17 protein-coding genes are annotated in these 23517 nt (G+C 70.6%); 10 read left to right on the top strand and 7 right to left on the bottom strand.

Annotation, left to right across the window (positions count from 1 at the left end):
- Positions 1–219: 219 nt before the first annotated feature.
- Complete coding sequence (locus AB0M59_RS46580) at positions 220–1440, bottom strand: hypothetical protein (RefSeq protein ID WP_364628531.1); 1221 nt, start codon at positions 1438–1440, stop codon at positions 220–222.
- Between the two features lie 194 nt (positions 1441–1634).
- Positions 1635–4568, bottom strand: coding sequence for a BTAD domain-containing putative transcriptional regulator (locus tag AB0M59_RS46575; protein WP_364628530.1), 2934 nt, complete (start codon positions 4566–4568; stop codon positions 1635–1637).
- Positions 4569–4667: 99 nt separating this feature from the next.
- Here AB0M59_RS46575 and AB0M59_RS46570 point away from each other — a divergent pair, with 99 nt between their 5' ends.
- The 4 genes from AB0M59_RS46570 (at position 4668) to AB0M59_RS46555 (ending at position 9382) form a co-directional block, all read left to right on the top strand.
- Positions 4668–5333: a hypothetical protein gene (locus AB0M59_RS46570; protein WP_364628528.1), complete on the top strand. Its 666-nt coding sequence runs from the start codon at positions 4668–4670 to the stop codon at positions 5331–5333.
- A 32-nt stretch (positions 5334–5365) separates the two neighbouring features.
- Positions 5366–6937 carry an alkaline phosphatase D family protein gene (locus AB0M59_RS46565; protein WP_364628527.1) on the top strand — a complete coding sequence of 524 codons (1572 nt, stop codon included), beginning with the start codon at positions 5366–5368 and terminating at the stop codon, positions 6935–6937.
- Between the two features lie 24 nt (positions 6938–6961).
- The gene (locus tag AB0M59_RS46560) at positions 6962–7588 is read left to right on the top strand and encodes a helix-turn-helix domain-containing protein (RefSeq protein ID WP_364628526.1); all 627 of its coding nucleotides are present in this window, start codon (positions 6962–6964) and stop codon (positions 7586–7588) included.
- Positions 7589–7897: 309 nt separating this feature from the next.
- On the top strand, positions 7898–9382 hold the full coding sequence (locus tag AB0M59_RS46555) for a glycosyl hydrolase family 28 protein (protein ID WP_364628525.1): 1485 nt from the start codon (positions 7898–7900) through the stop codon (positions 9380–9382).
- Between the two features lie 62 nt (positions 9383–9444).
- Here AB0M59_RS46555 and AB0M59_RS46550 read toward each other — a convergent pair whose 3' ends face one another.
- Positions 9445–10632, bottom strand: a complete 1188-nt coding sequence (locus AB0M59_RS46550; protein ID WP_364628523.1) for a glycoside hydrolase family 88 protein — start codon at positions 10630–10632, stop codon at positions 9445–9447.
- 407 nt (positions 10633–11039) lie between these two features.
- Between AB0M59_RS46550 and AB0M59_RS46545 the strand changes: the two genes are divergently transcribed.
- Complete coding sequence (locus tag AB0M59_RS46545; protein WP_364628522.1) at positions 11040–12812, top strand: alpha-L-fucosidase; 1773 nt, start codon at positions 11040–11042, stop codon at positions 12810–12812.
- On the opposite strand, the gene AB0M59_RS46540 is transcribed toward AB0M59_RS46545, so the two are convergent.
- The gene (locus AB0M59_RS46540) at positions 12791–14029 is read right to left on the bottom strand and encodes a trehalase family glycosidase (RefSeq protein ID WP_364628521.1); all 1239 of its coding nucleotides are present in this window, start codon (positions 14027–14029) and stop codon (positions 12791–12793) included. The two genes, AB0M59_RS46545 and AB0M59_RS46540, sit on opposite strands and share 22 nt — an antisense overlap.
- Before the next feature lie 58 nt (positions 14030–14087).
- Between AB0M59_RS46540 and AB0M59_RS46535 the strand changes: the two genes are divergently transcribed.
- Positions 14088–15230: an ROK family protein gene (locus AB0M59_RS46535; RefSeq protein WP_364628519.1), complete on the top strand. Its 1143-nt coding sequence runs from the start codon at positions 14088–14090 to the stop codon at positions 15228–15230.
- 302 nt (positions 15231–15532) lie between these two features.
- Positions 15533–17464, top strand: a complete 1932-nt coding sequence (locus AB0M59_RS46530; RefSeq protein ID WP_364628517.1) for a S53 family peptidase — start codon at positions 15533–15535, stop codon at positions 17462–17464.
- 53 nt (positions 17465–17517) lie between these two features.
- Here AB0M59_RS46530 and AB0M59_RS46525 read toward each other — a convergent pair whose 3' ends face one another.
- On the bottom strand, positions 17518–19050 hold the full coding sequence (locus tag AB0M59_RS46525; RefSeq protein ID WP_364628553.1) for a sensor histidine kinase: 1533 nt from the start codon (positions 19048–19050) through the stop codon (positions 17518–17520).
- Between the two features lie 171 nt (positions 19051–19221).
- Between AB0M59_RS46525 and AB0M59_RS46520 the strand changes: the two genes are divergently transcribed.
- From AB0M59_RS46520 to AB0M59_RS46510, 3 genes are read left to right on the top strand one after another with little or no spacing between them, the layout of a single operon-like run.
- Positions 19222–20583: a cytosine permease gene (locus AB0M59_RS46520; protein WP_364628516.1), complete on the top strand. Its 1362-nt coding sequence runs from the start codon at positions 19222–19224 to the stop codon at positions 20581–20583.
- Positions 20584–20627: 44 nt separating this feature from the next.
- Positions 20628–21299 (top strand): SDR family NAD(P)-dependent oxidoreductase, encoded by a 672-nt coding sequence (locus tag AB0M59_RS46515; protein ID WP_364628514.1) that lies wholly within the window; start codon positions 20628–20630, stop codon positions 21297–21299.
- Positions 21296–22300, top strand: coding sequence for an S-adenosylmethionine:tRNA ribosyltransferase-isomerase (locus AB0M59_RS46510; protein ID WP_364628512.1), 1005 nt, complete (start codon positions 21296–21298; stop codon positions 22298–22300). The genes AB0M59_RS46515 and AB0M59_RS46510 overlap by 4 nt, the downstream gene beginning before the upstream one ends.
- A 234-nt stretch (positions 22301–22534) precedes the next feature.
- On the opposite strand, the gene AB0M59_RS46505 is transcribed toward AB0M59_RS46510, so the two are convergent.
- Together AB0M59_RS46505 and AB0M59_RS46500 are read right to left on the bottom strand one after the other, a co-directional pair.
- Positions 22535–22921, bottom strand: coding sequence for a hypothetical protein (locus tag AB0M59_RS46505; protein WP_364628510.1), 387 nt, complete (start codon positions 22919–22921; stop codon positions 22535–22537).
- Positions 22922–22956: 35 nt separating this feature from the next.
- Positions 22957–23358, bottom strand: coding sequence for a hypothetical protein (locus tag AB0M59_RS46500; RefSeq protein ID WP_364628508.1), 402 nt, complete (start codon positions 23356–23358; stop codon positions 22957–22959).
- Positions 23359–23517 lie beyond the last annotated feature (159 nt).

Below are 23517 nucleotides of genomic sequence, written 5' to 3'. Positions count from 1 at the left end.
GCCATTCCGTGTGGGGAAATGCTCCAGGTGCCCGGAAGTTTTTCACAATCGCCACCGCGTGTACAGCGGGCGGACAGTTGTTCAGGAACGTGAATGATGGACCGGTGAGTGGGATATCCGAAAGGGCGAAGGCCCGGCGGGGGACGCCGGGCCTTCGCTTCTCTCGCGGGGGTGAGGGCAGTCAACCACGCGATACTCGGGGCTCGATCGAGCCGCGGTTCAGCACAGGGGCGCGACCGGTTCGTCGGAGCCGGTCTGCAGGTAGGTGTCCGAGACGTAGTTGTTCGGGCCGATCCGGTCCCAGATGGTGCTGGTGCCGAACGTGCCGGTGACGCTGTCGCCCAGGACGTAGCACTCGATGTTGACCTTGGCGTAGTTCGCCGCGAGGCCCTTGACGGCGGCCGACGTGCTGGCGCTCGCCCGGACGTTCATCGGGTCGCCCGCGGTCTTCACCGTGCCGGTCGGGCCGGTGCCGGTCCACAGGTAGGTGACGTTCACGTAGCCGTTGTCCGACATACCGAGACCGTCCCAGAAGACGCCGTCGGCGAGGTCGATGCCGGCCGGGTTCTGCACCGTGCGGCCGGAGTCGTCCTTCTTGCCGTTGTAGCCCTGCAGGTACGCGGCCTGCGCTTCGGGCGTGCCCTGCGGCAGGTCCTTGAACTCCGAGCGGACCGACGCCGGGTTCCAGTAGTCGTCGCGCTCGTTCCACGGGCCGATCTCCCACACCGGCGCGTACTCGCACTTGCTGCCGTCGGTGCGGCACACCTTGGCGGTGTAGTTGCCGGTTCCCTTGGGGGACACGGACTTGCCGGACGGGAACGAGACGAAGTGGTCGTGGCTGACGATCTTGTGGCCGTTGGCGGTGGTGCCGCCGACGAGTCCTTCGCGGGTGCCGTACACCTTGTAGGTCAGCGCGGTCGTGGCGGCCAGCGCGTTCACCTGCGGGACGCTGTCGGCGCTGAGCGAGAGGCCCCGCACGGCCGGCCGGATGCCGTCGGTGTCGCTGTGCAGGCTGATGCGCGCCTGCACAGCGCTGACGGTGGTCCTGAACGCGGTACCGGCGGGCGTCCACTCGGTCCAGGCGTCCGCCCCGGTGCGGCCGCGGACGTCGACCTCGACCGCGGTGCCCTTCGGGGTGTCGGCGGAAAGTTGTGCGCTGACGCGGTTCGCCGGGGCGCCGAGGGCGTGCTCGGCGGTGACCAAGCTGCCTTCGCTGCCGGCGAAGACCTGCGCGGTTCTGTGCCACGCGGCGTCGGCCAGGGTCAGGGTTCCGCCCGCGCCGGTGACGTTGACGTCGTCGTAGTCCACAGTGGACAGCTGTTCCTGCCAGTTCGCGCCGCTCGTGGTCGCGGCCTGGGCGGGTGCTCCGGCCAGCGCCGTCACCGCCCCGGCGGCCAGAACCGCCGCGGTCACGCGGCCGGCTTTCTTGATCCGGATCATCCCCGGTTCTCCTCTCGCACTCTCGTTCACTCGAACGTGGCGAAAGACTGACGGGGCGGCGTACATGATCCGTACAAGCAGAGCGCCGGGTGGTTGTGCGGCGAGCGCCCCAATGTGGCCTTCGGTGCGCTCAACGCACCCAAGGCGGCCTTCGGTGCGTTGAACGCAACCAAGGCCACATTGGGGCGCGTACGTCAGGCCGAAACGATGTGCGGCGGCTTCTCCACCGAGGCCGCAGGCTCCGGCGGCCGCGACGAAAGCTCGCGCCAGATTGCCAGCGCCCGCTCCGAATAGTCGCGAGACCGCTCCGGCTGCGACAACGCCCGGTGCAGCTCACCGAGCAGCTGCGACACCTCGGCCTCCGACCGCCGGTCCCCGTTCCGCCGGTGCACCGAAAGCGAGTTCACCAGCAGCAGTTGCGCGTGCGCGAAGTCGCCACTGTGGAGGCACAGCTCCCCGAGGTTCTGGTTCGCGTACCCGACACAGTGGTCGTCGCCGAGGTCGGTGAAGATCGCGATCGCCCGGTCGACGTGCTCACGGGCCGCCGCCAGGTTGCCCTGGTGCTGGAACAGCAACCCCAGCCGCTTGTACGCGTGCGCCTCGCGGTGCCGGTCGCCGATCGCCGCCGACAGCTCCAGCGCGTCGGTGAACCAGCGCTTCGCCGCCGCGTAACAGCCGCGCGACATCCAGACCGCGCCCGCGCCCAGGCGAGCCACGGCCTCACCGTGGGGATCGTCGGTCTCCGCGAACAGCTTCAGCGCTTCGTGGCAGTGGTCGAGCGCGCCGTCGTCGTCGCCCTCGATGCGCAGGATCGTGGCCAGCCCGGTCAGCGCGATGCCGACCCCCTGCGCGTCGCCGACCTGCTCGAACAGCGCCCTCGACTCGTCGAACGCGACCCGCGACTGGGCGTATTCGTCCTGGTAGAGCAGGTACTGACCGAGGTTGCGCTGCACGATCGCCTCCGCGCGCAGCGACCCCGTCCGGCGGGCCGCGGCCAACGCGAGAGTGTGCGTGCCGTGCCAGTCGTCCTGGTGGCCGCGCAGGTCGAAGTACGGCGTCAGCGCCGACGCCAGCTGCCAGGCCAGGTCGTCGAAGCCGTGCTCGGCGGCCAGCGACACCGCCGCGACGCTCGTGTGCCGTTCGGCCGCGAACCATGCCGCCGGGTCGTCGGGCAGCACGTCGGCGGGCACGGCCGGGCGCGGCAGCTCGTCGTCGCAGTACATGCCGAAGAAGTGCAGCGGCATCCGCCGCGCGGCTTCCAAAGCCAGCGCGAGGTAGCCGGTAAGGACACGCCGAAGCCCGGCACGCGTCTTCCCCGCGTCACTCTGCTCCGCCAGCTCCACCGCGTACACGCGCAACAGGTCGTGAAGCCGGTAGCGCGGCTGCCCGGCCGAGTCGGAGCCGACGAGCTCGACGAGGTGGCCGTCGACCAGCACGTCGAGGACGTCTTCGGCGTCGCGGCGGCCCAGCACGGCCGCGACCGCCCACGCCGGGAAATGGACCGGCCCGAGCAGCCCGAGCCCGCGGAACGCCGTGGCCGCCGACATCGGCAGCAGGTCGTACGACAGCGTCACGCTCGCGCGGACGGCCAAGTCGCCGACGCGCAGCTCGTCGAGCCGGCGGTGCTCGTCGCGCAGCCGGTCGGCCAGCAGCCGCAGCGTCCAGCCCGGCCGGTTCGTCAGCTTCGCGCCGGCCACCCGGATGGCCAGCGGCAGGTGCCCGCACTGGCGCAGGATCGCCGCGGCGCTCTCCGGTTCGGCGGCCACCCGCTCGGCGCCGACGATGCCTTCCAGCAGCCTCGCGCCTTCGGCCTCGGGCAGCAGGTCGACGTCGACCGGAGTCGCCCCGGCCAGCCCGGGCAGCCGCAGCCGGCTGGTCACCAGCACCGCGCACGCGCCGGCGCCGGGCAGCAGCGGCCGCACCTGCGCGGCGCTGCCGGCGTCGTCGAGCACGATGCACATCCGCCGCCCGGCCAGCCGCGACCGCAGCAGCGCCGAGCGTTCGGCCGGCTCCCGCGGCAGGCCGGCGTCCGGGATGCCCAGCGCCCGCAGCAGTTCCCCGAGCACGCCCATCGGCGCCCGCGGCGACGACGACGTGCCGGCCAGGTCGACGTGCAGCTGGCCGTCGGGGAAGTCGTCGCGCACGGCGTGCGCGACCCGGATGGCGACCGCCGACTTCCCGACGCCGGGAGCGCCGGAAAGCACGACCACGGCAGGCGTGCCCGAGTCCGCGCGTTCGCGCATCAGGGCGGCGACCTCGCGGAGCACGTCGTCGCGGCCGGTGAAGTCCGGCAGGTCGAGCGGCAGCTGGCAGACCGGGACGAAGTCCGCCGGGCGCCCGGCGGGCACGCTTTCGGGCACCAGCGTCGCGCGCAGCTCCCGCAGCCGCGCCCCCGGCTCGGCGTCGAGCTCCTCGCGCAGCACCCGCTCGGCCGATTCGTACGCTTCGACGGCGTCCGCGGTCCGGCCGCCGGCGCGCAGCGCGACGATCAGCTGCGCCCACAGCTCTTCGCGCAACGGGTGCTCGGTGACCAGGCCGCGCAGCTCGGCGACGGCTTCACCGCACCGGCCGAGGTCGATCCGCGCGCGCAGGCGCTGCTCCTGCACCGACAGGCGCAGCTCGGCGAGCCGGGCGACGCTCGCGCCCCAGCTGTGGTCGTGGGGGAGTCCTTCAAGGACTTCGCCGCGCCACAACGCGTCGGCGCGGTCGAGCAGCTTGAGAGCGCTCTCGGCGTCGGCACGATCGAGCGCTTCCTGCGCTTCGCCGGCCAAGGCCGTGAACGCGAGGTGGTCCAGTTCCTCGGGCGACGCGGTCAGCAGGTAGCCGGAGGTCCGGCTGCTGATCCGCTCGCCGAGGTCGGGATCGATCTCGGCGAACCGTCTTCGGAGCGAATGGACGTACGTGCGGATGTTCGCCGCGGCCGAGCGCGGGGCCGCCTGGGGCCACAACACCTCGACCAGCACGTCGGCGGACACGACGACGTTCGGCTGCAGCGCCAGCGCGGCCAGCAGCAGCCGGGGCTTCGGCCCGCCCAGCGGGATGACCCGCCCGGAAGCGGTGACCTCCAGCGGACCGAGGACGCGGATGGTAAGCGAGGTGGCCTCAACCTGCCCGATGAGTTCCCCCATAGCCGGATGCTATGGCCCGTTCGACCTCGGGGATAGATCCATTCGGAGGTCCGTGGCCCTTTGTACGGGACGTGTACGGGCCCGGGTCACGCTCCCGCCATGAAGCGTTCGAACCTCCGGCGGATGGCCGGGATAGGACTCGTCCTCGCGACGGTCGGCGCGCTGGCGGTGGGTGGCGCGCTCGAGGCTGGAGCGTTGCCGGTCGCGGCGACCGGCACCGTCAAGACCGCGGGCGACCCCCTCAACGTCCGCCGGGCACCCACCGCGGGTGCCACGGCCGTCAAGACCGTCGCGAACGGCGCGGCGGTGACCATCGACTGTCAGATCACCGGTTCGTCGGTGACCGGGACCTACGGCACGAGCATGTTGTGGGACTACGTGCCCGCGCTCGGCGGGTACATCTCGGACACCTACGTCTACACCGGTTCCGACCAGCGGATCGCGCCGGACTGCGGCGTCGGCTCGGGCAGCGGCCAGTGCGCCGACGCCTGCGCCGGCGAAGGGCAGTACCGCTCGTCCGACTCCCACTTCCTGGTCTACGACACCGATGCCGACGGCTACTCGGCCGTCGTCGCGTACTGGCTCAAGGGCGGCGCCGGGCCGTTCTACGTCTGGAACTCCGGCGGCGAGGGCACGAAGGTCGACAAGGCGGTGAGCGTCCCGCACGGCGGCTGGGTGTTCTACAAGGTCTGCGTCGCCAATTACACGACCGCCAAGCCGGACCTGAAGTCCTGCAGCGACGGCATCACCGACTTCGCGGCCTGACCGCGTCTCCCCTCCCCGAAAGGCATTCCGACATGGTTCAGGTCAACCGGCGCAAGGTGCTCCTCGGCGGGCTCGCCGCGGTCACCGCCACCGCGGCCTCGGCGGCGCTGCCGTCCTGGGCGAACGCCCGCACCACGGCGGCCGCCCCCACCATCCACGACCCCTTCCAGCTCGGCATCGCCTCCGGCGATCCGCTCCCCGACAGCGTGGTGCTCTGGACGAGACTCGCGCCGGCGCCGCTCAACGCCGACGGCTACGGCGGCATGCCGGACGCCACCTACGCGGTCGACTGGGAGATCGCGAACGACGCGGCGTTCAGCTCGATCGTGCAGAGCGGCTCGGTGAACGCGGTCCGCGCGTCCGCCCACAGCGTCCACATCGAACCGGTGGGGCTGCAGCCGGCCCGCGAGTACTTCTACCGCTTCAAGAGCTCCGGCTACATCTCGCCGGTCGGGCGCACGCGCACCGCACCCGCCGCCGGGGCCGCGGTCAACCAGCTCAAGTACTGCTTCACCTCCTGCCAGCACTGGGAGGAGGGCTACTACCACGCGTACAAGGGGGTCGTGGCCGACGATCCGGACCTGGTGCTGTTCCTCGGCGACTACATCTACGAGAAGAAGTCGGGCCGCGTCGCGGCGGAACGCAACCCGCGCAGCCTCGCCGTCGCCGACGACGCGACCACGCTCGCCCTGTACCGCGCCCGCCACGGCCAGCACAAGACCGACGCCGACCTGCAGGCCGCGCACGCGATCGCGCCGTGGATCGTCGTGTTCGACGACCACGAAGTCATGAACAACTGGAACGGCACCACCTCGCCCGCGCCCGCCGCGCGCAAGGCCGCCGGGTTCCAGGCGTTCTACGAGCACACGCCGATCCGCTCCACCGCCAAGCCGAACGGCTCGTCGATCCAGCTCTACCGGCAGCTCGTGTGGGGCAACCTGGCCCGCTTCCACATGCTCGACACGCGTCAGTTCCGCAACGCGCAGGTGGCCGACCCGTCCGGCTCGGCCGGCCCGGCCTGCACGGACATGCGCAACACCTCGCGCAGCATCCTGGGCAGCACCGAGGAGGCGTGGCTGCTCAAGCAGTTCGAGTCGCACCCGGCCACCTGGGACTTCCTCGGTCAGCAGGTCTTCTTCGCCACGCGGGACGGCGACGGCGACAAGGCCACCTGCGAGAGCCCCGACTCCTGGCAGGGTTACGAGGCCTCGCGCGACCGGATCGCGAAGGGCTGGGTCGACCGGAAGGTCGCCAACCCGGTCGTGCTCACCGGCGACGTCCACCGGCACTGGGCCGCCGACCTGCGGCTCGACTACTTCGACCACAGCGACCCGCTCATCGGCTCGGAGCTGGTCACGACGTCGGTGACGAGCAACAGCGACACCGCGACCGCGCCGAGCGCGGTCTGGCTCGCGAACAACCCGCACGTCAAGTACTGCAAGGGCGAGCGCGGCTACGTCCGCGTCACGACCACGCCGGCGCAGATGCGAGCCGACTTCATGACCACGTCCGACACCAGCGTCTACGACCCGGCGTCGGTCGTGATCAAAAACGACCGCAGCTACGTAGTGCAAGCAGGCAAGCCCGGACTCCAGCAGGTCTGAGGCGGTGGCGCTACCCTGCGTGACGTGAGCGAAGAACTGGGTCTGCGGGAGCGCAAGAAGCTCCGCACGCGGGCGGCGATCTCGGCGGCGGCCATCGGGCTCTTCATCGACCGCGGTTTCGACGCCGTCGGGGTCGCCGAGGTGGCACGGGTGGCCGAGGTGTCCAAGCGGACCCTCTTCGCCTACTTCGCGACGAAGGAGGACCTGGTGCTGCACCGGTTCGCCGACCACGAGACCGACGCGGCGGACGTCGTCCGGGCCCGGCGTCCCGGGCAGGGCGCGCTGTCGGCCTTGCGGGAGGCGTTCCTGCGGGGTCTCGAAGAGCGTTCGCCGGTGACGGGCCTGTGCGACGAGCCCGCGGTGCTCGCGGTGTTCCGGCTGGTCACCGGTACGCCGGCGCTCGTCGCGCGGCTCGTGGAGTTCGCGTCCGCGGGGGAGGCGGCGCTGGCGGCCGCGCTCGCCGAGGCCGGTGTCCCGGCGCCCGACGCCGGGCTGGCCGCCGCGCAGATCGCGGCCGTCCGCCGGACGCTGGCCACGGCGAACATGGACGCGGTCGCGGCCGGTGTCCCCGCGGCCCGGCGCCACCCGGAGGCCGCGGCGGCGGCCGAACGGGCGTTCCACCTGCTGGCGTCCGGCGTAGGGTTCGCGTGACCGGCCGGATCGTGCCGAATTCATGGTCCGGACCATGACGGATGCACGGTTTCCCCGGGCTCTTCGAAGGTAGACTGCGAATCCTGAAAGGACGCCGGAGCCGGTGTCTGCACCGCTTTCCGGCCACATCGAACACCGGGGGACCCGCGTCCGACTGGGGGTGGCGCGGGTCCCCCGAGTCTCCCGGGTCTCGCGGGAATGGGCTTTCCCCGCTTTCCCGGCGATCTTGACACCCCGCTCATGGCACTCGTAGGCTGAGTGTTCCGCCGTCATGCCGAGCATTTCTCGATTCCATGACAAGGCGGTTCCATGGTGAAAAGGTTCTTGCTGATCTCCGGCGCGGTCGCGGCATTGGTGGTGGCCGGTGCGGGGGTGTCCGCCGCCGCACCCGGCGGCGTTTACGACGTCAAGGACTACGGCGCCAAGGGGAACGGGTCCACCAGCGATTCCGGCGCCATCGACAAGGCGATCACGGCGGCCAACGCGGCGGGCGGCGGCACCGTCCGGTTCACGTCGGGGAACTACAAGTCGGCCGGCACGGTCCACCTGAAGAGCAACGTGACGATCCAGCTCGATGCGGGCGCGACGATCACCGGGTCCAGTGCGGACAGTTACGACAAGCCCGAGTCGAACCAGTGGGACGACTACCAGGACTACGGCCACAGCCACTTCCACAACGCGATGTTCTACGGCGACAAGCTCACGAACATCGGCTTCACCGGCGCGGGCACGATCGACGGCGGCGGCAACCTCATCACCGGCAACCCGAAGTCCGGCGAGGCCGACAAGATCCTGTCGCTCACCCGCTGTGACGGGCTCACGCTGTCCGGGATCAAGCTGCGCCGCGGCGGCCACTTCGCGGCGCTGATCAACGGCTGCACGAACGTCGTGTCGGACAAGCTGACCATCGACACGGCGAGCGACCGCGACGGCTGGAACATCATCAGCACGACGAACGTCAAGATCACCGATGTCACCATCGCGGCGAACGACGACGCACTCGTGTTCAAGAGCGACTACGCGCTCGGCGCGAAACTGCCGAACGGGAACGTCACGGTGAACAACGCGAAACTGTCGGCGGTCTGCTGCAACGCGCTGATGTTCGGGTCCGAGACGTGCGGTGACTTCACCGGTTACCAGTTCTCGGACATCACGATCACCGGCGCGCACAAATCGGGTATCGGGATCGTTTCGATGGACGGCGCGAAGATCTCGGACGTGCATTATCGCAACATCACGATGTCCGGCACGTACTCGCCGATCACGATGAAGATCGGCACGCGCAAGAGGTGCGGGAACAAGCCGGGTGTCGGTTCGATCAGCGGCATCACGTTCGACAACATCACCGGGACGCACACGGGCACGAACTTCAGCCCGACGCTCTGGGGCGCGGACAGCACCCACCGCGTCTCCGACGTCACGTTCACCGGCGTCCACCTGAACGTCCCGGGCGGCAACGGGACGATGGGGACGGGCGTCCCGAGCAACGACGCGACGGACTACAACCCGAAGAGCATCGGCACGCGGCCGTCGTACGGCTGGTATGTGCACTACGCGGCCGGCATCCGGTTCGTGGACAGCTCGGTGGAGTTCGCGAAGGACGACGGGCGTCCGGCGAGCATCGTGAACAACAGTTCGGACATCACGTTCGACCACTTCACGGCGGAGAAGGGGTCGAAGAGCCCGTTCGACGTCGGGTTCCAGACGGTGGCGGGCTACTGCGTGAAGGACTCGGCGACCACGTCGGGCTCTGCTCTGCGGGTGAACGCTTCGGGTTCCAGTTCGACCTGCTGATCTGCGCGAACGAAGGGGCCCCGGCTGGTGAGCCGGGGCCCCTTCTGCGGCGCGCCTCGAGGTCAGTGCGAGTACTGCTCGTTCATGATCAGGAACGCGCCCAGGCCGTGGAAGTCGTTCGTCTTGCGGGCCCGGCCGTAGTAGTACGACAGATCTCCGACGTTCGTGCCTTCGCAGATGTCGGTGATGTTCGTCAGGCCGTCGGAGCCGACCGACACCTTCTTGAGGACACCGGCGTACCCGCGATCCGCCACCGCCTGGTACGACGCCGGCAGGTAACCGCGCTGGACACCGCGGGCCATCGTGAACGTGTACATCGACGACGCCGACGTCTCCAGCCAGTTCTTCGAATCCCCGCCGCGGTCGACGACCTGGTACCAGCGGCCGGTCGACGCGTCCTGGTAGCGCTGGTAGCCCGCCGCCAGGAACCGGACCATGTCGATCAGCGCCGGCCGGCGCGGGTGGTTCGCGGGGAGCACCTCGAGGATGTCGATGGCCGCCATGCCGAACCAGCCGATCGCGCGGGCCCAGTGGTACTTCGAGTGGTGCCCGGTCCCGGACGACCACGACTCGGAGCCGTCCTCGTCGTACGCGTGGTACAGCAGGCCCTTCGCCGGTTCGCGCAGGTGGCTGAAGTAGACGGCGAGGTTCTTCGCCGACTCCTCGAAGCAGTAGCCGCCGTCGTCGAACGCCGCGCCGTACAGCGCGAGGAACGGCTGGGCCATGTAGACGCCGTCGCCCCACAGCTGGCCGACCTTGCTCGTCGCGTGGAACATGCCGCCGTCGGACGTGCGCGGGTAGGCCGGGAACCGCTTGCGCAGCTGGTCGGCCGCCGTCTTGTACTTCTTGCGGCCCGTCTCCGCGTACAGCAGCGGGAGCATCTGGCACGAGCGCATCGAGTCGAGGTTGGTGAAGCTGTTCGAGATCCCGCTGTCGGTGATGAAGCGGTCGTACCACGCGACGATGTAGTCGAGGTACTTCTTCTCGCCGGTGCGCTTGTAGAAGAGGTACTGGCCGTAGAGGTACAGCCCGAGGGTGTAGCCCCAGCCGCCGATGTTCGCCGGCGTGTAGCGCTTCATCGTCGAGTCGATGACCGCGCGGGACCAGTCCGCCGGCGCCGCCGTGCCGCCGATCGGGGGGAGCCGGTCCGCCGCGCGCGCGACGGGACCCGCCGCGGCGAGGGCGCCCAACGCGCCCAGGGTGCCGGCCAGGACCGCGCGCCGGGTCGGGCGAAGGGGGTGCTCGGACATTCGACGTCCTTTCGTGCACGGGCCCCGGTGGTGCGGGCATTCCCTGAGAGGCACCTTCATGGCTCTTAGGCCGTAAAGGTGCCCCTCAGGGAGAAGGTGGCCGGGATGCCGATCCGCCGTCCGTCGGCATCCCGACCAGCTCTGGGGGGCGCGGCGTGCTGCCCGTGTCGCCGGAGCGGTGGGGGAGAGCCGAAAGCGCTCTCTGGGGAGAACATCTACTCGCCTCCGGGACGTCGAGTCAAGAGAGATCGGATCTCTCGTGTCATATATCAGATATTTAACCCGGTTGGCCGAAGTCGCGATGTACCGGCCGCTGGGACGTCGCGAAAAGGTCGGATCTCAGTATTGACCGCGCCGGGAAGCCAGGAGTACACCACCCAGTGGACCAGACCACTTGGAGGTCGCTGATGTCAGCCAAGTTCCTGCGCCGGGTGCTCGCCGCGTGCGCTTCGATGCTGGTGGTGGCCGGGCTCGTCGCCGCGCCGGCGTCGGCCGACCTGCAGAAGCCGTCCCAGCAGTGGCTGCGTGACAGCCAAGCGGGCCTGTTCCTGCACTGGGGCATGCGCACGTCACCCGGCTACACCAGTTGCAGCGCCTGGGAAAAGGCGATCACCGACGGCGGGTGGAATCCCGCCTACTGGGTCACCGAGGCAAAGAAGCTGCACGCGTCGTACCTCGTGCTCGCCTCGTTCCACAGCCGGCTGGGCTACTCGCGCGCCTGGCCGTCGAAGATCCCCGGCAGTTGCACCACCAAGCGGGACTTCCTCGGCGAACTGATCGCCGCGGCGAAACCCCAGGGCCTCAAGGTCGTCCTCTACATGACCAACGACGCCCAGTGGCACGACGAGGGCGGCCACGAGTGGCTCGACTCCGCCGGCTACTCGAAGTACAAGGGCAAGACCGTGAACCTCGACAGCCAGGACGGCTTCGGCCAGTTCAGCTACGACAACTTCTTCGAGGTCATGAAGAACTACCCGGACCTCGGCGGCTTCTGGATCGACAACGACAACGCCTACTGGGAGTCCCACGACCTCTATAAGCAGATCTACCAGCAACGGCCGGACTACCTGCTGAGCAACAACAACGAAGACACCCCGATCATGGACACGATCAGCAACGAGCAGAAGACCGGCATGTCGCCGTCCTACGACTACCCGCAGGCGACGTACACGGCGATGCCGCGGCTGACGGAGGCGTGCTTCAAGCTGCCCGACACCGGCTCGTGGTGGTACGGCGGCTCGAACTCGGCGGTGAACAAGGCGCTGAACATCGGACGTCTGGTGACGAACTCGGGCTCGTCGATCAAGTCGCTGATGGCCGAGACGGCGATGGTGAACGGCAAGTTCCCGTCGAACCAGGAAGCGTTCAACAACTTCGCCAACACGTATTTGAGCGCGATTTGGGAGTCTCTCGGCGGTACCGAAGGCGCCGGCTACATGTACGGCGGCATGCAGCCGGGCTTCTGGAACGACGGCGCGCACGGCGTCATCACGATCAAGGGGGACGCGCAGTACGTGCACGTCCTGACCAAGCCGTCGGGGAGCACCCTGAAGATCCGCGACAACGGCTACCGCGTCCGCGGCGTCACGAACCTGCGCACCGGCGCGCCGATCTCCTTCACCCAGGGCGGCGGCAGCCTGACGCTGACGGGGCTGTCCGGTTGGGACACCTACGACACGGTGTTCAAGGTCGAGACGGCCGGCCGCACCGGCACGTACGACCCGAAGTCCGTGACGCTCAAGGCGAGCGCGTCCGCGAGTGGCCACAGTGGACAGTCGGCGAGTGACGGCGACTACCTGACGTACTTCGACAACAACAAGACCCTCCCGGTCAACCTGGACTACGACCTCGGCTCGGCGAAGAAGGTCCAGTACCTCGGCGTCAACCAGCGGGAGGACTCGGTCAGCTACGCCCGGTCGGACACGGAGCAGTCCGCGCGGATCAAGGCGTACCAGGTGTTCGTCTCGAGCGACGGCAAGAACTGGGGCAGCGCGGTGAAGTCCGGCACGCTCCCGAGCCACCGCGGCGTCCAGTTCGTCGACCTGTCGGCGGTGACGGCGAGGTACGTCCGCCTCCAGGTGACGAGCACGTACGCGGCGTCGAGCGACAGCACGCGCTACAAGCGGCTCCGGATCGACGAGACCTGGCTGGGTTCGGACTACGCGACTTCGGCGGGCTGAGCCAGGAGGTCCAGGGTGAGCGCCGCGGTCCAGCCGAACGAGCGGGCGCCGTGCCCGGCGCCGGTCAGCGGGTCCGCGTACTCGGCGAAGTCCGTCCGGGACGCCGTCTCGACGAGGTCCGCGGCCAGGCGAGCGGCCAGGGCGTGCTCGCCGTGGCGGAGCAGGCCCTGGCGGACCAGCCAGCCGACGTTGGCCCACGACGGGCCGCGCCAGTAGCGGCCCGCGTCGAACTCCGGCGCGGTCAGGTCGTGGCTCGGGACGCCGTGGACGCGCCCGAGCCCGAACCGCGGCCCGGTGGCCGTCGCCAGCAGGGCCGGGGCGACGGCCAGGTCCGGCAGCAGCAGGGGCAGCAGGCCCGCGCACGTGTGTGCGCGGGTCAGCGAGCCCGTGCGGACGTCGCGAGCGAAGAAGAAGTCGTTGTCCCACAGCGTTTCCTGCATCGCCTTAGCGACGCGCGCGGCGGCTTCGCGGTGCGTGGCGGCGGCCGCGGGCAGGGCGAGCGCCTCGGCGATCTCGGCCAGCGCCAGCTCGGCGTCGGCCAGGATCGCGTTAAAGCCGGGGTCTTCCACGACGAAGTCGCCGAAGTCCTGGTAACCGCTGTCCCGGTAGTCGGCGGCGAGCCGGACGTAGCGGCCGTAGTCCTCGTCGCTCGGCCGGTCGGCGGCGGCGCCGTGCTGCAGGTCGCGGCGGACGAACCCGGCCGACGGCGTGACGCGCGAGAGCGGGCCGTCCCAGGCCGGGCTGTTGTCCATCCCGGACTCCCACGGGTGCACGATCGCCGCGAGCCCGCGCCCGCCGGCGTCCCGGCGCGTCCGCAGGTATTCGTGCCAGGCCCGCAGCTTCGGGTACAGCGTGGCGAGGAACGTGCGGTCGGGCTCGGCCTCGTGCACCGCCAGCACCGCGCGCGCGTGCACCGGCGGCTGGACCAGCCCGGACGTCCGCCCGGCGCGCCAGAAGGACGGCCCGGGGAAGTACGCCTCGGGCGGGGTGCCGGGGTCGAAGAGGATGTGCGGGATCCGGCCGTCGCGCCACTGCGCGGAAAACAGCGTCAGCAGTTCGCGCCTCGCCCGTGCGGGCGAGAGGTGCCGCAGGCCGATCGCGATGAACGCCGAGTCCCAGCTCCACTGGTGCGGGTAGAGCGAGCGCGAGGGCACGGTCGACGAGCCGAGCCAGTTGCCGTCCAGGACAGCCGCGGCCCGGTCCCGTGTTACGTCCATATGTCCAATCTATCTCCGACTTGTGTATTGTCAATGGACAAAAGTCCGAGGGAGCGAGATGACGACCAGCGCCGGCGAGCTGTTGCGGCTGGTCAGGACCGGGCAGGCGACCACGCGAAAAGCCCTGCTCACGCGTAGTGGGCTGTCCCGCACGACGCTCACCGCGCGGCTGGACCGGCTCCAGGACGCCGGCCTGCTCGTCGAAGGCGGCCAGGAGGACTCCACCGGCGGCCGCCCGGCCCGGCAACTGCGGTTCGACGACCGGCACGCCGTCGTCCTCGCCGCGAGCGTCGACACGATGCACGCCGAGGCCGCGCTCACCGACCTGGCGGGACGGCGGCTGGCTCACCGCGCCGGCGACCTGCGGGTCGCCGACGGTCCGGAGCCGGTGCTCGGCCGGATCGCGGAGTGGTTCGAGGAGATGCTGGCCGAGGGGGACCGGCCGGTGTGCGGCGTGGGGATTTCCGTGCCGGGGCCCGTCGAACCCGGGCGCGGCCGCGTCACGCAGCCGCCGATCATGCCCGGCTGGGACGGCTACCCGATCGACGCCCACCTCGAGGCCCGGTTCGAAGCCCCGGTGCTGGTCGACAACGACGCGAACCTGATGGCACTGGGCGAGCACCGCGCCCGGCACCCGGACACGACCGCGCTGGTCGTGGTCAAGGCGTCCACCGGGATCGGCGCCGGCCTGGTCATCGGCGGCGAGGTGTACCGCGGCATCGACGGCGGCGCGGGCGACATCGGGCACGTCCGGCTGCCCGGCCACGAGGACGCGCGCTGCCTGTGCGGCTCGCTCGGCTGCCTGGCCGCGGTCGCCGGCGGCGGCGCGCTGGCCGCCCGGCTGACGGAGCTGGGCCTGCCGACGACGTCGGGTTCGGGCGTCCGCGAGCGGATCCTGGCCGGCGAACCGGCCGCGGTGCGGCTCGCCGAGGCCGCCGGCCGGCAGGTGGGGGAGGTGCTCGCGACGCTGGTCTGCGTGGTCAACCCGGGCGTGCTGGTGATCGCCGGCGACCTCGCCGAACCGCATTTCGTGGCCGGCGTCCGTGAGGTCCTCTACCGGCGGGCGCTGCCGCGTTCGACGCAGAACCTGCGTGTCGAGATCGGCGGCCGCGGCGAAGCGCTCGGCGGGGCGGTGGCGATGGTCGTCGAGGCCGAGTTCGCGCCGGCCGCGGTGGACCGGCGGCTCGAAACGCGGCCCTGACGGCCGAACTACCGTCACCCGCGGACTGTCCCGAGTGGACGGAGCAACCGACTTTCGTAGGTGGTGGGCGCCCCACCCGCGTGTTCCGCAATACGAGCACGAATCGGACTAACCTCTCATCATGGGCTATTCCTCGCGTAATCCGAGTGACAAATCGGATTTCCGTACCACGCGCGGGGACACGTGAATTCGCGACCAGATAACGGTTCCGCAAGTACTTCCCCGCGAGCGGAACACCGATCTAGTCTCGTCCGGTGTTCCAGGCCCATTTCCTGGGGGCCGCTTCGAAGAGGGAGATTTCTGTGCGAAGAAGCTCCACCCTGCTCCTTTCGCTCGCGGTGGTGGGTGGCCTGACCGGCGCCCTGCCGGCGACGGCGTCCGCGCAGGGGCGTCAGGACATTCCGCAGTCGCACCCGTTGTGGGCGAACGCGCAGGCGAAGGTCGCCGACACGGCGCCCGCGTCCAAGCTGAGCTTCCGGGTCTACCTGAACCAGCGCGACAACGCCGGCGCCGAGGCGCTGGCGCAGGCCGTGTCCGACCCGGACAGCAAGACCTACCGGCAGTACCTCAGCACCGACCAGGTGCGTGACCGGTTCGCCGCCAGCGACGCGACGGTGAACGCCGTCAAGGCGTGGCTGACCGGCAGCGGGTTCAGCATCGGGGACGTGCCGTCGAACCGCGCCTACGTCGAAGCCACCGGCTCCGCCGACCAGACGCAGAACGCGTTCGGGGTCAAGCTGGGCAAGTACAAGGTCAAGGGTCAGACCCTGCGTGCCGCCGACAAGAACCTGTCGGTGCCCGCGAACCTGGCGGCCGACGTCCTCGGCGTCGTCGGTGTCGACCAGGCGACCAACCTGTTCAAGCCGGACCACGACACGGGTTCCGCGTCGCCGTCCGACGTCGCCCCCGGCCCCGGGTTCCGCAACGCGCGGCCGTGCAGCGCGTACTACGGCGAGAAGATCGACACCACCGATCCCGCCTACAACGGCAAGCACCTGCCGTACGCGCCCTGCGGCTACACCCCGGCGCAGCTGCGCTCGGCCTACGGCGTCGACAAGGTCGGCGCGGACGGCAAGGGCACCACGATCGCCATCGTGGACGCGTTCGCCTCGCCGACCATCTACTCCGACGCGAGCACGTACGCCAAGAAGAACGACCCGCAGCACCCGCTGAAGCAGAGCCAGTTCAAGCAGCACGTCTTCCCGGCGAACCCGGTTCTCGAGCCGCCGGACCAGTGCGACGCGGCGGGCTGGTACGGCGAGGAGACCCTCGACGTCGAGGCCGCCCACGGTCTCGCGCCGGGCGCCGACATCCTGTACGTCGGCGGCGAGTCCTGCGAGGACAACGCCCTCGACGAGGCACTGAACTACGTGATCGCCGGCCACAAGGCCGACATCGTGTCGAACTCCTACGGCGACACCGGCGAAGACATCCCGGCCGACGAGGTCAAGGTGTTCAACCAGATCTCGCTGCAGGCGGTGCTCGAGGGCATCGGCGTCTACTTCTCCTCGGGTGACAACGGTGACGAGGTCGCGCGCCTCGGCACGCCGTCGCCGGACTTCTCCGCCTCGGCGCCGTGGATCACCGCGGTCGGCGGCACGTCCATCGCGATCGGCAAGGACGGCAAGCGGATCTTCGAGACCGGCTGGGAGACCAGCAAGTCTTCGCTGACCAACGGCGTCTACGGTCCGGCCGCCTACACCACCGGTTCCGGTGGCGGTACGAGCCGGTTGTTCGCGCAGCCCTTCTACCAGAAGGGTGTCGTGCCGGACGCGCTGGCGAAGAAGAACCAGACCGGGAACAACAAGGGCCGGGTCGTCCCGGACATCTCGGCGATCGGTGACCCGAACACCGGCTTCCTGGTCGGCCAGACGCAGACCTTCCCGGACGGCGCCTACTACGACCAGTACCGGATCGGCGGCACGAGCCTCGCGTCGCCGGTGTTCGCCGGCATCATGGCCGTGGCCGACAGCCGCGACCACTTCCACCACGGCTTCATCAACCCCGTGATCTACAAGCTGACTTCGCGCACGCCGGCGATCAGCGACGTGAAGCACGTGGACGCCGCGGTGGAGCGGGTCGACTACGCGAACTCGGTCGACGCTTCGGACGGCCTGCTCACCTCGGTGCGCACGCTCGACTACCAGGGTCTGACCATCCACACGACCCCGGGTTACGACGACGTGACGGGTCTCGGTACGCCCAACGGGCTGCTGTTCCTGCTGCTCGTCTAGTTTCCAGTCCGTGAAGGCCCCCTTACCGGCGCAAGAAGCCGGTAAGGGGGCCTTCACGGCGTTCCGGGGGCCTCGGCGAGGGGGATGACCGCGCGGACCGTCGTCCCGCCGGTGCCGCTGCGCACCTCGAGCTCCCCGCCCAGCGCCTGCACCCGGTCCCGCAGGCCCGCCAGGCCCGTCCCGCCCTCGACGTCCGCGCCGCCGACGCCCGGGTCGGTCACCTCGACCCGCAGTTCCGCCCCCTCGACCGCGATCCGCACGTCCACCGAATCGGTCTCGGCGTGCTTCAGCGCGTTCGTCAGCGCCTCCGACGTCACGAAGTACGCCGTCGCCTCGACCGCCGAGTCCAGACGCGGCACCTCGCCGACCGTCAAGGCGACCTCCATCGGGATCCGGTCGGCCAGCGAGCGCACCGCCGCGGCCAGCCCCGCCTCCGTCAGGATCGCCGGGCGGATGCCGCGGGCCAGTTCGCGCAGCTCGGTGATCGCCCGCTGCAGCTCGTCGACCGTGCCGGACAGCAGCGCCCGGACCTCCGCCGGCAGCGCACCGCCGTGGCGCCGGTCGGCCATCCGCAGCAGCAGCACCACGCTGACCAGCCGCTGCTGGGCGCCGTCGTGCAGGTCGCGCTCCAGGCGGCGGCGCTCCTCGTCACCCGCCGCGACGAGCCGGGCCCGCGACGCCCGCACCTCGGCCAGCCGCTGCTCCAGCTCCGCCGTCAGCCGCTGGTTGTCCAGCACCAGCCCGGCCGCCGCGTTCAGGCCGTCGATCGACCGGCTGTCCTTCCACACCTCGTCGTCCTGCACCAGCGCCGCCAGCCCGGTGCCGTCGCGCTCAAGCAGCAGCCGGATCATCTCGGCGTTGCCGACGCGGGCGCGCAGCCCGCCGGCCAGGAACGCCAGCGGCCACAGGCAGAACAGGATCCGGTACCCCTGCAGCATCGGCTCCGACAGCGGGTGCCCGTCACCGAGCGCCGTGCCGGCACCCGACGCGAGCGCGCCGGACAGCGCGATGGCGATCACCGGCGACAGCAGCCGCCGCTGCGGCAGCCGGCCGGTCAGCCACCGGTAGAGCAGCACGACGATCACCCCGGCGCTGATCGCCGTGGCGGCGAGCTCCAGCACGCGGTCGGCGACGCTGCTGCCGGCGTGGCCGGCGGAGACCGCCAGCAGGTCGCGCGGGTCGTCGTTGAACAGGACGCCGAGCAGGCCCAGGCCGAACACCACCAGGTAGGACGCGGCGACGAGCAGCCGTTCCCACCGCGACCGGAGCCTGCCGTGCGGGAAGGCGAGCACGAGGTGCGCGATCACCGGGCTGGACGCGGCGCGCAGCGGCAAGGCGATCGTGTACAGCACCGGGTCCGGGGTGAACTGCAGGTCTTCGAGGAACACCGCGACGCCGGCGAGCGCGATGAGCACGCCGATCGGGTTGGCCGGGCGCCGGACGTGCGCGACCGCGCCGGCGAGCAGGAACAGGAACCCCGTGGCGGTGCTGAGGGCCGTGTCGAGCGCGGAGTGGGAGCCCTCGTTCGCTTTCAGCGTCAACGCGACGACCCCGAGCGCGAAACCGGCGGTGAGCAGGCCGGTCATCGCGAACGTCCGCGGGTGCTGCACCACGCAACCCTCCCGGTGCGCCTCGCCGGGTGATCTTGGCGGGAGTGTGAAGCGGTCCGGCAACGGCTAACCGTGATTCGCCCGTTCGGGCCGTCGCGTTACACCACGCGGGCGCGCTTTAGGGTGATCCGGAACGGGAGGCAGCACATGAGCGGACTGGATGCCGAGGTCTTCGGCGGGCGGATGCCCACCGGAGGTCGTGACCTGGCGATCGAGACCCACGGCATCGCACCGGTGCCGGAGGGCAACCGGTTCGGGCGGCCGTGGCGCCTGTTCAGCGTGTGGTTCGCGCCGAACCTGACCATGACGGCGGTGTTCACCGGCACGCTGGCCGCGTCGTACGGCCTCGGGTTCTGGACGGGCGTGGCCGCGATGCTCGCCGGCACCGTGCTCGGGTCGCTGCCGGTGGCGTACCTGTCCACTTGGGGACCGCGCACCGGCACCGGCCAGCTGCCGCTCGCCCGGCTGCCGTTCGGCGGCGGCGTCGTGCTGCCGGGGCTGGTCCAGTGGCTCGGCTCGATCGCCTGGGACGCGCTGGTCGGCCTGTTCGGCGGCGACGCACTGACCGAGCTGACCGGGCTGCCGTTCTGGGCCGCGGTGCTGATCGTGCTGGTGCTGCAGTGCGCGCTCGGCGTGTTCGGCTACGCCCTGATCCACCGCGTGCAGGCGGTGATGAGCGTGCTGCTGGTGCTCGCGTTCGCCGCGCTCGCCGTGAAGGTCCTTTCCGGACACTCGATCGCGACCGCCGACACCGCTTCGGGCGCCGACCTGGCGGGCAATGTCGTGCTGTTCACGACGATCACGTTGTCGCTGGCGATCTCCTGGGCGCCCTACGCCTCGGACTTCAGCCGCTACCTCCCGGCCGGGACGTCGTCGCGGTCGGTCTTCTGGGCGACGTTGCTCGGCCTGACGGCGTCGTACGCGATCGGCGAAGGCCTCGGGCTCGCTTTGGGTTCGTCGCTGGGCGACCAGACCGCGCACGGGGTCGCCGGCCTGCTCGGTGGCGGGTTCCTGGGCGCGCTGGCGCTCGCCGTGATCGCGCTGGCGGCGGTGTCGTCGAACGCGATGAACGACTACAGCGGCTCACTGGCCCTGCAGACCGTCGGCGTCCGGCTGCGGCGCCCGGTTTCGGCCGTGGTCGTCACGGTGCTCGCGTTCGCGTTGATCCTTTGGATGCACAGCGGCGAACTGGCGGCCAAGTTCCAGAACGTGCTGCTGTTCGTCAGCTACTGGATCCCGCCGTTCCTCGGCGTCGTCATCCCCGACTGGCTCGCGCGGACCCGCGGCGGGCGGCGCGTGGACGTCCTGGCTTCGACCTCCGTGCGTCCGTGGGCCGCGCTCGTGGCGTTCGTGGTGGGATTCGGGGCGGCGGTGCCGTTCATGAACACGTCCCTCTACACCGGACCGGTCGCGTCGGCGCTGCACGGCGCGGATCTCGCGTACTACGTCGGGCTCGTCGTTTCGCTGGCAGCGTACTTCCTGCTCCGGCGCCGTCTTGACCTCAAGTAATGTAGAGGTCTGACGATGGTGTGGTACCCCTCGAAGGAGGAACCATGCCAACCGCACTCGTCACCGGTGCATCCGCGGGCCTGGGCCGCGCCCTCGCCGCCGCACTGGTGAGTCGCAAGTGGACAGTCATCGGCGACGGCCGGGATCCGGCCGTGCTTTCGGCTGCTGCCCGGGAGATCGGCTTCACGGCCGTCCCCGGCGACGTCGCCGACCCTGTCCACCGCGCTTCGCTCGCCGACGCCTGTCCGTCCCTTGATCTGCTCGTCAACAACGCCAGCTCCTTGGGCGTCAGCCCGTTGCCATCGCTGGGACGCTATCCCTTGGCGGAACTGGAGGACGTCTACCGCGTGAACGTGTTCGCGCCGCTCGCTCTGACGCAGTTGCTGCTGCCCGCGTTGACTCTTGCCCGGGGCACGATCATCGACGTCAGCTCGGACGCCGCCGTCGAAGCGTACGAAGGCTGGGGTGGCTACGGCTCCGCGAAGGCGGCGCTCGACCAGGTCACGGCCGTGCTCGGCGCGGAGAACCCGGACCTGGCGGTGTACGCGGTCGACCCGGGCGACCTGCGCACGGCGATGCACCAGCGCGCGTTCCCGGGTGAGGACATCTCGGACCGGCCGCTGCCGGAGACGGCCGTCCCGGCGTTCCTGCGGCTGCTCGACGAACGTCCACCCAGCGGCCGCTACCGGGCCGCCGACCTGCTGGTGAGCGCATGAACATCCGGTTCGACCTGCCGGGCGAGCTGTCGGCGTCGGCCCCACCGGAGGCACGTGGCCTCGCGCGCGACGAAGTCCGCCTGCTGGTCGCGTCGCCCGCGGGTGTCCACCACACGGTGTTCTCCTCACTGGGGTCGCACCTTCGCCCCGGGGACCTGCTGGTGGTGAACACGTCGGGAACGCTGCCGGCGGCGGTCGACGCTGTGCGAGGGGGCCGTCCGGTGGTCGTCCACTTCTCGACGGCGCTGGACGACGGCTCGTGGGTCGTCGAGCTGCGTGCGCCGGGCGGACCGCTGCTCGACGGCCGGCCGGGGGAGCGTCTGGAGTTGCCGAGGGGCGCGTCGCTGACGTTGCTGGCCCCGGCGGCTTTCGGTGACTCGCGACTGTGGCGGGCGGCGGTGTCGGTGGAGGGTTCGGTCACGGGGTTCCTGGCCGTGGCGGGCCGTCCGATCCGCTACGGGTACGTGCCGCGGGCGTGGCCGCTTTCGGACTACCAGACGGTGTTCGCCCGCGAGCCGGGCAGCGCGGAGATGCCCTCGGCGGCTCGGCCGTTCACGGAGTCACTGGTGACACGCCTGGTCACGGACGGCGTGCTGTTCGCGCCGCTGGTGCTGCACACGGGGGTGTCCTCACCGGAGGCGGGCGAGCCACCCCAGGCGGAGCGGTTCCGGGTACCGCCGACGACCGCGGCGCTGGTTTCGTGGGTGCGTTCGCGAGGCGGCCGGGTGATCGCGGTGGGGACGACGGCGGCCCGGGCGTTGGAGTCGTCACTGCCCGACGGGGTGGCCGAGGGCTGGACGGACTTGGTACTGGGCCCGGACCGCCCGGCGCGAGTGGTGGACGGAATCGTGACGGGCTTGCACGCACCGGACGCGTCGCACCTGCTGCTGCTGGAGGCGGTGGTGGGTCGCGAGCTGGTCCAGCGCGCGTACGACGCGGCGGTCGAGCGCCGGTACCTGTGGCACGAGTTCGGCGACGTGTCCCTGCTGCTGCGCCGCTGACCGAGGCCCTCAAGCAGGGCCCACCCTCCCTGGGGGACCGTCCCGCTTCCAGCGTATCGAGGCCGTCCGACGAAAAGCCGGAACCGCCCCGGCCCGGGCCTGGTTGTCCACATCACGCCCGGGCTGTGGGCACCTCGGACCACCGGCGGCGCACCTTACGCCACTTTGGGTGCGTGGGATGCACCGAGCGCCACTTTGGGTGCGGGGCGGCGCACCGAACGCCACATCCGCTCGCTAGTGGCGCACCGGCTCCTCGCGCCGCCGCGAGCGGAGCACCCCGGCCAGCGACACCACCGCGATCCCGAGCCCGACGCCGGTGACGATCGACGCCACCAGGCTCGCCTCGCCCGTGACCAGGCCGAACGCTCCGCCCAGGTACACCGGGATGCTCACCGCCACCGGCAGCCAGTTCCGCAGCGCGAACGCGCGGTCCGAGGCCAGCCACAGCACCAGCGTCACCGCCGCCCCGGTGAAGACCGGGATCGCCCAGACCACCAAGCTCGTCACCGAGTCCATCCCGAGTGACCTGAACCACTCGAACGTCGCCTGGCCCATCCCGATGAACAGCACGACCAGCGCCACGCGGACGCCGGTGGCTCCCTGGCCCCGTCGGCTCGTCATGTTTCCTCCCGAGTTCGTCGTCACCTCTACCACGTTCAGGTGACGTCGGAGGTTGCCTCGGTGCGCCGGACGGTCCGCCACCGCACGGCGGCGACCAGCAGGAAGATCAGCAACGGCACGGTCATGAAGACGAGCACGAACGTGTGACCGCGGGTCACCGATCCGGTGACCAGGCCGGACAGCCCGAGGACGGTGGCCGGGGCGGCCGCACCGATCAACGGGGCCGTCCGGCGGGCCGGGAGCTTCCCCGTGAGCCGCCAGAACAGGTAGCCGCCGGCCAGGCCGGGTGCGCACAGGGTGGCCACCAGCACCACGGCCGTCCACTCGCCCACGCCGAGGGCGGTCAGCCAGTCGGCTCCGATCGGCCCGAGCGCGCAGCCCGCCCACACCGCGAGTGTCACCAGGACCATCAGCCGGATCTCCGCGACCGTCTTCATCCATCCCCCTCGAAGTCGTCGTCGAGAGCACCACGCGCGAGCGGGCCGGATGGTTGCCGTAGAGGCGTGCCTCGCCGATGTCAAGGAATCTCAGCGGATTTCCCGGGATGCGGATGCCTATGCGCCCTAGTGGGTGACCGTGCGAACCTCGCCCCGACA

Source organism: Amycolatopsis sp. NPDC051371 (assembly GCF_040682155.1).
In the GTDB taxonomy this organism is placed as follows: Bacteria; Actinomycetota; Actinomycetes; order Mycobacteriales; family Pseudonocardiaceae; genus Amycolatopsis.
This window is presented reverse-complemented; position numbering and strand designations above follow the sequence as displayed.

Coding starts and splice junctions, on each gene's coding strand:
- AB0M59_RS46580 (WP_364628531.1), bottom strand. CDS start 1,440: ATGATCCGGATCAAGAAAGCCGGCCGCGTGACCGCGGCGGTTCTGGCC.
- AB0M59_RS46575 (WP_364628530.1), bottom strand. CDS start 4,568: ATGGGGGAACTCATCGGGCAGGTTGAGGCCACCTCGCTTACCATCCGC.
- AB0M59_RS46570 (WP_364628528.1), top strand. CDS start 4,668: ATGAAGCGTTCGAACCTCCGGCGGATGGCCGGGATAGGACTCGTCCTC.
- AB0M59_RS46565 (WP_364628527.1), top strand. CDS start 5,366: ATGGTTCAGGTCAACCGGCGCAAGGTGCTCCTCGGCGGGCTCGCCGCG.
- AB0M59_RS46555 (WP_364628525.1), top strand. CDS start 7,898: ATGGTGAAAAGGTTCTTGCTGATCTCCGGCGCGGTCGCGGCATTGGTG.
- AB0M59_RS46550 (WP_364628523.1), bottom strand. CDS start 10,632: ATGTCCGAGCACCCCCTTCGCCCGACCCGGCGCGCGGTCCTGGCCGGC.
- AB0M59_RS46545 (WP_364628522.1), top strand. CDS start 11,040: ATGTCAGCCAAGTTCCTGCGCCGGGTGCTCGCCGCGTGCGCTTCGATG.
- AB0M59_RS46540 (WP_364628521.1), bottom strand. CDS start 14,029: ATGGACGTAACACGGGACCGGGCCGCGGCTGTCCTGGACGGCAACTGG.
- AB0M59_RS46535 (WP_364628519.1), top strand. CDS start 14,088: ATGACGACCAGCGCCGGCGAGCTGTTGCGGCTGGTCAGGACCGGGCAG.
- AB0M59_RS46525 (WP_364628553.1), bottom strand. CDS start 19,050: ATGACCGGCCTGCTCACCGCCGGTTTCGCGCTCGGGGTCGTCGCGTTG.
- AB0M59_RS46520 (WP_364628516.1), top strand. CDS start 19,222: ATGAGCGGACTGGATGCCGAGGTCTTCGGCGGGCGGATGCCCACCGGA.
- AB0M59_RS46515 (WP_364628514.1), top strand. CDS start 20,628: ATGCCAACCGCACTCGTCACCGGTGCATCCGCGGGCCTGGGCCGCGCC.
- AB0M59_RS46510 (WP_364628512.1), top strand. CDS start 21,296: ATGAACATCCGGTTCGACCTGCCGGGCGAGCTGTCGGCGTCGGCCCCA.
- AB0M59_RS46505 (WP_364628510.1), bottom strand. CDS start 22,921: ATGACGAGCCGACGGGGCCAGGGAGCCACCGGCGTCCGCGTGGCGCTG.
- AB0M59_RS46500 (WP_364628508.1), bottom strand. CDS start 23,358: ATGAAGACGGTCGCGGAGATCCGGCTGATGGTCCTGGTGACACTCGCG.